The sequence below is a fragment of the Vulcanisaeta sp. genome (genome assembly GCF_049966235.1).
Classification (GTDB): Archaea; Thermoproteota; Thermoprotei; order Thermoproteales; family Thermocladiaceae; genus Vulcanisaeta; species Vulcanisaeta moutnovskia.
Genome location: NZ_JBMFVA010000034.1, coordinates 1 through 8,968, shown reverse-complemented (window position 1 = coordinate 8,968; position 8,968 = coordinate 1). Strand labels below are relative to the sequence as shown.

Below are 8,968 nucleotides of genomic sequence, written 5' to 3'. Positions count from 1 at the left end.
CGATTGGTATTGTTAAGCATGGGCTTAATGATGATGTGGTAAGGTCCTCACCTATGGGTGTTGATGGATTAATTGAGATCTTTGATGAGTTCATTGATGGGTTAAGGAATATTGATGGATTCTCACACCTAATAATAATTTCACTACTTAATAAAGTAACTAAGGAACAGCAGAAGGTACTTGTTGTTAGGCCTAGAAGACTTGTGAGGTTCGGTATTGCTGCTAATGAGTTGCCTGAGATCGGCGTATTCGCCACCGATTCACCACATAGACCCAATCCAATTGGACTTAGTATTGTTAGGCTCGTTAATAGGGATGGTAGATTCCTCAGGGTTTCTGGGCTTGATCTATTTGATGGAACACCGATACTTGATATTAAACCGTATACACCCGATAGGTCTGTTGGGATTAATGACTTAAGGACACCAAACTGGTATTCTGCGCTTTGGAAGAGGATTGGTGGTGGCGTTATTTAACTTCAAATAAAAGTTTATAATTCTAAGTTTGGACATTAATTGCTTGATAGCGATGGAGAGGATTGACCAAGTGATTAAGGAGTCACTGAGGTATCACATTATTAATGAGGTTAATGGCAGGATTAGGATACGCATTACTGATGACACAAGGGCTAAGTTGATAAAGGCAAGTTATGGAATTTACAACCACTCTACGGTGGAGCTATGTCACTGGACAAAGAGCGCTCTTGTAAAGGGACAGAGTTGTTATAAGTTTAAGTTCTACGGTGCGCCAGCCGGTGGCTCACATAGATGCGCTGAGTTTAGCCCGGTGGGTATGATATGCAGTAATAGGTGCGTCTACTGCTGGAGGCCGACCGAGTCCTTTGACTCCTTCATACCCAGTGAGGACTTGGTTGATGATCCCGAGGAGATTGTTCAGGGAATACTTAGGGAGAGGTATAGGCTATTGACTGGCTACTTCGGAAACCCAAAGTCCAAGGACAGGGCTAAGGAGGCCTTGGTGCCAACACACTGGTCAATATCGCTATCCGGAGAACCAACTCTGTACCCAAAGCTACCGCAGCTCGTTAGGTACCTCAAGGATTTACCGAGTACCAAGTCCGTGTTCATAGTCACGAACGGGGAACACCCAGAAATGCTTGAGAGAATGCAACGTGAGGATGCATTGCCAACGCAGCTTTACCTGTCATGCAATGCGCCGAATAAGGAGTTGTTCTATAGGATTAATGTGCCGGTTATGTATAGGGAGGATGCATGGGAGAGGTGGTTGAGGAGCCTTGAGTTACTTAGTAGGTTGAATACGAGGACCGTTATTAGGATAACCCTGATAAGGAGCCTTAACTACGACTTTAAGTACATACCCGAATTCGCAAAGCTCATGCTAATCGGCAACCCACACTTCATTGAGGTTAAGTCCTACATGCACCTAGGCCACTCAACCTTCAGATTAAAGAGGAGTGACATGCTTAGGCATGAGGAGGTTAGGGAGTGGGCTATGAAGTTACTTGGTGAGATTAACAGATTGGGTGGTAACTTCAGATACATGGATGAGGATGAAGCAAGTAGGATTGTTGTACTACAGAATATGAGTAGATACATTGATAGGTGGATTGTAAGACCCGAGGAGCAACGTAAATACAGCAATTACGTTTAATCATATTAAAAGTTTCCATGAATCAACCTGCTTAATCGTGCCATCACCATGAATGTAATATTTATGGTATTCGCCATTATTTAATACATAGCAATTACCAACGATGTTCGGTTTATAATAATCAATTACTGTTGATGATGCGTAAACAAAGCCTCCAGGTACCTCACATCGATAAAGCCTATAATACTCCTCTCTAAGGGTTTTCTTATAATCATCAACAACCCTATAATAACTACCAATAATAAGACTAATCAAGTCATCCCTAACTAATGCAATACCAAGATTTGCTCCAGACCTGGTGAACCTTAGTATCCAACTCAAGTCATCCCTAGTTATGTCGCCTTTAATCCTTCTCGCGAGAGCTATGTTTGCTATGTACGTATCATTAAACCTAACTGCATAATCTCTGCCAATACCGACCTCCTTGGCGATATCATCCCTGTAAAACGAGCCATTATGAATCATGTAAAGCTCAAAGCCATCAGCAGTCTCGGTCTTAACAGGATGAGTCGAGAACACATTAATTGGCGTACCAGTACTTGCTGCTCTTGCATGCATCATCATTAAAACAGTATCATCATACGCACTACTTAGAAAACCACTTACAATACTAATTGCATCATCCATAAATATAGCCCTAACACTCCTGTGATACAGGGTAGATGAATTATTAACCCTGATAAGAAGGACTCCCCAACCATCACTATGTTTTTCCTCATTAAGGAAGTCCTTACCATATGGGTCCATTGAAGCTGCCTGCACTAGGCTCTTACTAATACTAATCAATGTTTCTTTAGCATTGCTAAACCTGCCAACAGCAACAACAAACCTACACATACCTACCTGATCGAGATGATGAGAAATTAATAAATGTTTTGTGTTCTACAATTGAACATAAAACTTATTAGGAAGTATACCAAAATAAACAATTATTATGTTTACCATAGCATTTATATCAGCAAGCGGCGGTGCAGGAAAAACAACTCTAGCTATAAACACAGCCGCATCTTTAGCTATCGATGGTCGCAAGGTCCTATTCATAGATTTCGATCCATCAGCAATGGCAACCCGTGTATTACTGGGTAGGACATTCGACGAATGCAATTTAAAAACCCTAATGAAAAAGCTCGTTGATTACAGCAGGGGCTACTCAAGGAATATGCCCACAGTTAGCGAATGCCTGCATCAGCATAAAATACCAGGAAATAACGCAGCTTTCCACGTATTACCTGGAGGTAACTTAGACGAAATTAGTAACGATATCAAAAATGTACCAAATTGGGGATCATTACTTAAGGTACTCGTTGATAAAATAATGGAAGAGATGAGTTACGACTTCGATGTAATAACTCTAGACTCACCCAATTGGGTATATCAATTCTTTGAAATGACATTTTCATTAGCTCCACTCTATGTAGCTATCACGAGACCTGGCATTCAGGAGATTACTAAATTCATAGATTTCCTTAGGCAAATTATGGATATGTTATATAATCAGAAAATATTCGTACCAAACAATAAGAAGTATGACAGCCTAGTATCATACATAGTTAACCAATATAGATCAAATATGAAGGCTCAAGACGTCATGAAAACTTGGCGTGAAGCAAAAGAAATAGTAAGTAAGGCATTCCCAAATATTCGACCATTAACTAATAATAAACCTGATAAGTATTACGGCAAGGAAAACACAGAATTTGTGGGATTTAAACATGTGGATGACATTTCCCTAGATTCATATGTGGAGGACGGCCCACTATACACCAGAAAGCATAAGGAAGAAGATAAAATAAAGCCTATAAAGCAGTTCAAGGCTTATTACGAATCATTAATGCAGTTCATTTCAGAAATGGCACCTGTCGAAGTAGCTCATTAAACTAGGGTGTTAAAATGGCGAAATTTTGTAGGGAAAAAGAGTACGTAGCAATAATAGCTCGTCGTCTGAATTGCGATGAATCGTACCCAATAAACCTTGGATTCATTAATGTTAAGCCTGACCTGATGTGCAATGGTATTGCCTATGAAGTTGAATGTGAGGATAAGGTTCATTATGGTGTTGGCCAGGCCCTGGCTTATCAATATGGTGGTTTACGAGCAGGACTTATAGTGATAGTCATTGATGAGGATAGTAATAAGATGAAACAATTAATTAATTTCCTGAAGTGGATAAGTGATAAATTAAAAATTGATGCACATATACTTAAATGCATACGCTACGACTGTGAATTGTTAAAAATTGCGTGACTAGTTATTGATAGAGTATTTTCTCTATTCTTTCTTTGACGTAATCCAGACTCATGAGTATTAACCCAAGGTTTGAGTCTTCACGGGCAAGACTAACTAGGACTACTTCATTGTTTATTGGGTACATGGTAATAAGATACTTACTCGCCCTAAATAGAAGTAGATTTGTATTGCCAATGCCTGACTTACTAAGTATCCTATCAACAGTGCCCTTAACGGCTGCAAAAACAGCGCTCAATGACTTAGCATTAATACTATCCCTCATTACCGAGGAAATAACAAAGCCATTCCGATGAATAATCATAGCTCCTAAAACCTCATTGCCAGTATTATTTACAAAATCCCTCAATGCAAGGTTAACCTCAACACCTAACTTAGACATGCACTTTATATCAAAAAGAAACCAATATTTAAATTTTTACTTCCACGAAGATCACGGAAAATATTATAAATAATCAAAGACGAAACATAAAATACTTCCTACAAATCTGAAATAATGTTCAAAAAGCAATTGATCAAAAACGCAATACAAAGGCAATTTAAAATATAATATTGATAAAAAATAATGTAAATAAAAACTAATAAAATCATAGAACCAAGTAATAATAAGGATCATTTATTAACTATGAATTACATGTGTGAGTGGGGTCGGGCGCGCGCATAGTTATCGATTATATTCTATTGCTAATTAATGTTCAATTCTACAATAATTATAACCTATTTATTAACCGTTACAATTGTTTATAAACTATATACTAATAAATACAACACTATGATTTCTCATACTCCCTGCCAATAATTAAGTAGATCTCCTGTCCTTTAGCCTTACTTGTTAAGTATTGTGACACCTCACTTGGTGCATTTTCAACTGCAAGTAGCCTAAGGTATGTTTTCTTACCAGTGAATTTCTCAGAGGCTATGGCGGAGGTGTTGAGTCTCTCTAATTTTGACTATTGACCTCTTCAATACTCCTTAGTGTTACCGTAACCTCACCCTCCACAAGCCTCTGAACGGTCTTATTCAAGTCATTAACCGCATTAATTAATTGCTTAATTGAAGACTGAACATCAGAAATGCCGAGTAACTCCACCACAGCCAACCTAAACTCCTCATCTTCCTCTAATGCCCTAAGAAGTCCTTCTTCTCATCAGGTCTTAAACTCATTAATTCTCTATAAATTCATGTGTGCTGAAAATAAAAACCTATTCTTGGTTCATAAGAATTACACGGTATAACTGCTTAAATATACATTATATATTACAATCATCCTTATTAGGATAATTCTTTAATAATAATTAGTTATTGGCAATGCATATGGCTAACAACGTGTCGGTCTTCAGGGCTATAGAGAACCTTAAATGGTCAAGCGCACATACCTGGTCATTCATAGCCTTCGCCCTTGGCCTCCTCTTTGAGGCATACCTAGTCGGTATTGCTCCAATCGCCACAGGCTGGTTCTCACTCCCGTCATACCTAACCGCACTGACTTTGATATGGCCATTCCTATGGCTAATAGTTGGTTTAATATTCGTTGGTCCTCTCTCCGATAGGTTTGGTAGGAAGAGACTCTTCATTTTGACCATGTCTATGTATGCGGTTGGTATTGCGTTGTTCATAGTGACAACACTGGTCATACCAAATTACATATCGCTACTCATCACCCTAGCCATAATGCTTGCGGCAGCTGGTGGTGAGATGAATGTAATATTGACCGATATGCATGAGGTAATGCCGAGAAGACACAGGAGTAAGGCCGCCTTCTTTCTGATAAACTTCATAAATGTTGGGCTTATGCTCGTGTCCTTCATAAGCCTGAACACTCAGTTGATTGGGCCGTTTTATCAAAGGCTTGCCATTGGGATTATAGGCATTGTGATGCTCATCGTGTTGGTGATTAGTAGGATGAAGATGCCGGAGTCCATAAGGTGGTTGGAGAGGAAGGGTAGGATTAATGATGCGATTAGAGAGGTTGAGAAGTACTATGGGGTTAGGCTCGATTCAGGTAACCTTCCTATTAATGAGATGCAGGTGAGCAGGCCCATTATTCATCCACCACTTTGGTTTAGATTCATTGTTGCAGTATTAATGATGACTGCTAATGACCTTGGCTTCGGCCTTCTCTCATACGAGGTTGGACCTATTTATTTTAGTAGTCAGACTGCTCTTATAATATTAATAACGGCATTAGCCGAGTTTATTGGTGGATTATTCATAGCGCCCTTTGCTGATAGAATTAGTAGAAAGGTTATTTTGCTGTTCTCCACAGGTGGAGCCGCTGTCACGACTTACGCAATTATTGCATTAATGAAACCCATAGTTAGTAATTTCACCTTTTTCCTTATCATGGACTTCATACTCAACATATTCATTGGAATTCAGTATTTAGCCATGGATACATTTAAGGGCGAGTTGTGGCCAACTGAGCGTAGGGGTACATTCGTAAGTTTAGTCAGAGTAATATCGATTGGTTCCTTAATACCTGAGACGATATGGGCCGTATCTGCACCACTCAATCAATTCTTAATACTCAACATGGGCGTTTGGACGATGGGTCTCGCGGCGGCTATTGCCTGGTTTATATGGGGCATTGAGACGAGTAAGGGAACGAGCATAGTTATTACCTCGGGTGAGATACCCACTTAAATGAAATAGATGAGGTTTAAATTAGGATGCTAATTTAAAAATTGTTTTATTGGTTTAGTGTTACGTAAATATTGCCATTATTATTAACGGTACTAAAGACAATGGTGAAGCCATTATTTAATGCGAGATCTATGTGCGAGCCATAGCAGAATATCTGTGGAATTCCTGTTGAGTATGCACTTCCACCAACATTAATAGATATTGGATCCTCCGCAGTACCATTCATGGTATATATAGCCAATGTCAATGTGCCTTCACTATGTGGTGGTATGATTATAGATGGATCGAGATTGCATAGTGCTGATCCTATTGTGGTTGTTCCGCCAATTATGAGTTGGTTATTTCCTTTATTAACTATGTTTATTGTTATTGTAACCAAATTGTAGGTTTTACTAACAGTGGCGCTGGTCGTGATGTAGCTCGGGTTATTGTAGTTAGTGCTCCAACCGCTTGCTAATGATGATATCATACTTTCTAAATCCTTTATATTAAAGTGGAAGGGTGCAAGTATTGCTATTGCAAGAGCTACCAAAGTGACTACTATGAATATATGCGAAATATCCATAGTACCCGAATTACCTTTGTATATCATTAAATGAGTATACAAAGACTGGTATTTAAGTTTTTCTTCAATTTTCCAATGATGTATTGATTGTAGTAGGTTCTTTTGTTATTATTTTCAATTTCTTATTTAAGGAAAATAAAAATAAATACCTCCAATATAGAGCACTATGCCCTTAAAATCCAAAATAAGGATACCCATAGCCTTCATAGACCCAGCGATAGGTGATCTAGGAGGTCCTCCGGAATCGATAAAATGGATTGAAGAAAAGAAAATGAATCTGCTTAATACCTTAAAGACACTCTATCCTGGGGTGGAGTTCGTTGGTTATGATATTAGGGATTTATCGGATATACAGGCCTTCTTGAGCAGTGAGGGTGATGCTGTTGGTTATGTCGTTGTTTCTTTTAACTCGATAATGGGGCTCATAGATCCAATAATTAGGAGTGGAAAGCCTACAATCATTATTGCCGAGTCGTACGCAGGTGCTGGTGAGTACATGCTTGGGATCAGTAAGGCTGTTGATGAGGGCTATCCCGTGATTGGTATTGCTACACGTAATATAACAAGCCAGGAGGCTTTGGCTAAGGTTAGGTACTTAATAGCGCTTGTCAGGCTTCGTCAGAGTAAGATATTGTTCGTTGTCTCGCCAAGCCTAAGATCTCACCTCTATTGGCAGTTTGGTCCTAATACTGATATGTATAGCGTCCTGAGACTTATTCAGTCAATAACAGGGGTTGCTCCAGTTATAATGGATGCTAATGAGTTTAGGTCAAGGTTTTTTGACAATATTGATGCGAAAGAGGCTGAGGAGTGGGCCGAGAGGTGGATTAGGAATGCTGAGGCTGTTCATGATGATTCTAAGGATGAAATAATTAATTCGGCTAGGCTTTATCTGGCTATGAGGAAAGCTGTTAAGGAGCTGAACGTCGATGCCATAGCAATAGACTGCATAGTTCTATACAACACAGGACTACTAAGGGCATGGCCTTGCATCGGCTATATGCAGTTATGGTATGATGGTATAATACCGATATGCGAAGCTGATCCATATGCAGCAATACCTATCCTTATTGCTAAGTACCTCTTTAATAGGAATGGATTTATCGTTAATGTCGGTGTCGATGAGGAAAGAGGCGAATTCATATACCATCACTGTTATGCGCCGACAAACCCCCACGGCAGCGATAAACCCGAGGTACCATATATAATAACTAAAGCACACCTAGGCACCAAGCATGCATCAATACACGTTAGGTTACCAACCAATGAACCTATAACCGTTGTTGGATTTAATCCAGAGGAGAGATTACTATCAATTCACGTGTCTAAAGCCGTAAATAATGAATATGCACCACAGGCCTGCGCTACGAAACTCATAGGTTCTGGAAACGCAAGTATGGTCGTGAGGAATTGGCGTTGGAGGGGTGGTTGGCATAGGGTTATTATCTATGGCGACTTTAGGAGGGAACTGCATGAATTTGCAATTTTGCTTAATCTAGATGCGATTGACGAGGATTTATAATCTCGCAACTCTTCTAAACCACTCACTGGTTTCATGAACAATAGGTGGTTTCCAATAATCCCCAGAAAATGCCTTCAAAAGTCCTATTATCCACAGTAAAAACACACCCAATCCATAAAGTACCTCGAGTGCTAGTGGTATTATTATTGTGAATGCAAAGATAATGCTCACAATTTTAACAAGAATCCAAGCAACTATGACAACAATGGTAAGGCCTATCGATTCAAAGGCCCAGTACCTAACATAGTCATCCCTAGGTCTAACTATTAATGCCACTACTGCTCCAATCACGAATAACGCCCAGGCAATGGCAGCCCAAACCCTACTTTCCCAACTCATGCTCATCAATGCCCACACTAATA

General features: G+C 39.5%; 11 protein-coding genes. 6 read left to right on the top strand and 5 right to left on the bottom strand.

Annotated features, from left to right (window positions below):
* Positions 1 to 2 precede the first annotated feature (2 nt).
* Together tsaA and twy1 are read left to right on the top strand one after the other, a co-directional pair.
* Positions 3 to 476: a tRNA (N6-threonylcarbamoyladenosine(37)-N6)-methyltransferase TrmO gene (gene tsaA, locus ACP5L5_RS11180; protein WP_428763833.1), complete on the top strand. Its 474-nt coding sequence runs from the start codon at positions 3 to 5 to the stop codon at positions 474 to 476.
* Between the two features lie 52 nt (positions 477 to 528).
* Positions 529 to 1,632: a 4-demethylwyosine synthase TYW1 gene (twy1, locus tag ACP5L5_RS11175; protein WP_428763837.1), complete on the top strand. Its 1,104-nt coding sequence runs from the start codon at positions 529 to 531 to the stop codon at positions 1,630 to 1,632.
* Here twy1 and ACP5L5_RS11170 read toward each other — a convergent pair whose 3' ends face one another.
* On the bottom strand, positions 1,633 to 2,469 hold the full coding sequence (locus ACP5L5_RS11170; RefSeq protein WP_428763831.1) for a class II glutamine amidotransferase: 837 nt from the start codon (positions 2,467 to 2,469) through the stop codon (positions 1,633 to 1,635).
* 97 nt (positions 2,470 to 2,566) lie between these two features.
* Between ACP5L5_RS11170 and ACP5L5_RS11165 the strand changes: the two genes are divergently transcribed.
* Both ACP5L5_RS11165 and ACP5L5_RS11160 read left to right on the top strand, forming a co-directional pair.
* Complete coding sequence (locus ACP5L5_RS11165; RefSeq protein ID WP_428763829.1) at positions 2,567 to 3,508, top strand: ParA family protein; 942 nt, start codon at positions 2,567 to 2,569, stop codon at positions 3,506 to 3,508.
* A gap of 14 nt (positions 3,509 to 3,522) precedes the next feature.
* Entirely contained in the window at positions 3,523 to 3,876 is a 354-nt protein-coding gene (locus ACP5L5_RS11160) for a hypothetical protein (protein ID WP_048057051.1), read from the top strand.
* 4 nt (positions 3,877 to 3,880) lie between these two features.
* Here ACP5L5_RS11160 and ACP5L5_RS11155 read toward each other — a convergent pair whose 3' ends face one another.
* Together ACP5L5_RS11155 and ACP5L5_RS11150 are read right to left on the bottom strand one after the other, a co-directional pair.
* The gene (locus tag ACP5L5_RS11155) at positions 3,881 to 4,258 is read right to left on the bottom strand and encodes a roadblock/LC7 domain-containing protein (RefSeq protein WP_428763827.1); all 378 of its coding nucleotides are present in this window, start codon (positions 4,256 to 4,258) and stop codon (positions 3,881 to 3,883) included.
* A gap of 558 nt (positions 4,259 to 4,816) precedes the next feature.
* Positions 4,817 to 4,975, bottom strand: coding sequence for a hypothetical protein (locus tag ACP5L5_RS11150; protein ID WP_428763825.1), 159 nt, complete (start codon positions 4,973 to 4,975; stop codon positions 4,817 to 4,819).
* A gap of 215 nt (positions 4,976 to 5,190) precedes the next feature.
* On the opposite strand from ACP5L5_RS11150, the gene ACP5L5_RS11145 reads away from it, so the two are divergent.
* Entirely contained in the window at positions 5,191 to 6,519 is a 1,329-nt protein-coding gene (locus tag ACP5L5_RS11145) for an MFS transporter (protein WP_428763823.1), read from the top strand.
* A gap of 46 nt (positions 6,520 to 6,565) precedes the next feature.
* On the opposite strand, the gene ACP5L5_RS11140 is transcribed toward ACP5L5_RS11145, so the two are convergent.
* A complete protein-coding gene (locus tag ACP5L5_RS11140; RefSeq protein ID WP_428763821.1) occupies positions 6,566 to 7,111 on the bottom strand; it encodes a hypothetical protein in 546 nt (181 codons plus the stop codon).
* Between the two features lie 139 nt (positions 7,112 to 7,250).
* Here ACP5L5_RS11140 and ACP5L5_RS11135 point away from each other — a divergent pair, with 139 nt between their 5' ends.
* The gene (locus ACP5L5_RS11135; protein WP_428763819.1) at positions 7,251 to 8,606 is read left to right on the top strand and encodes a fucose isomerase; all 1,356 of its coding nucleotides are present in this window, start codon (positions 7,251 to 7,253) and stop codon (positions 8,604 to 8,606) included.
* Here ACP5L5_RS11135 and ACP5L5_RS11130 read toward each other — a convergent pair.
* Positions 8,601 to 8,963 (bottom strand): DUF4870 domain-containing protein, encoded by a 363-nt coding sequence (locus ACP5L5_RS11130; RefSeq protein WP_428763835.1) that lies wholly within the window; start codon positions 8,961 to 8,963, stop codon positions 8,601 to 8,603. The two genes, ACP5L5_RS11135 and ACP5L5_RS11130, sit on opposite strands and share 6 nt — an antisense overlap.
* Positions 8,964 to 8,968: the final 5 nt, after the last annotated feature.

Coding starts and splice junctions, on each gene's coding strand:
- twy1 (WP_428763837.1), top strand. CDS start 529: ATGGAGAGGATTGACCAAGTGATTAAGGAGTCACTGAGGTATCACATT.
- ACP5L5_RS11170 (WP_428763831.1), bottom strand. CDS start 2,469: ATGTGTAGGTTTGTTGTTGCTGTTGGCAGGTTTAGCAATGCTAAAGAA.
- ACP5L5_RS11165 (WP_428763829.1), top strand. CDS start 2,567: ATGTTTACCATAGCATTTATATCAGCAAGCGGCGGTGCAGGAAAAACA.
- ACP5L5_RS11160 (WP_048057051.1), top strand. CDS start 3,523: ATGGCGAAATTTTGTAGGGAAAAAGAGTACGTAGCAATAATAGCTCGT.
- ACP5L5_RS11155 (WP_428763827.1), bottom strand. CDS start 4,258: ATGTCTAAGTTAGGTGTTGAGGTTAACCTTGCATTGAGGGATTTTGTA.
- ACP5L5_RS11145 (WP_428763823.1), top strand. CDS start 5,191: ATGGCTAACAACGTGTCGGTCTTCAGGGCTATAGAGAACCTTAAATGG.
- ACP5L5_RS11140 (WP_428763821.1), bottom strand. CDS start 7,111: ATGATATACAAAGGTAATTCGGGTACTATGGATATTTCGCATATATTC.
- ACP5L5_RS11135 (WP_428763819.1), top strand. CDS start 7,251: ATGCCCTTAAAATCCAAAATAAGGATACCCATAGCCTTCATAGACCCA.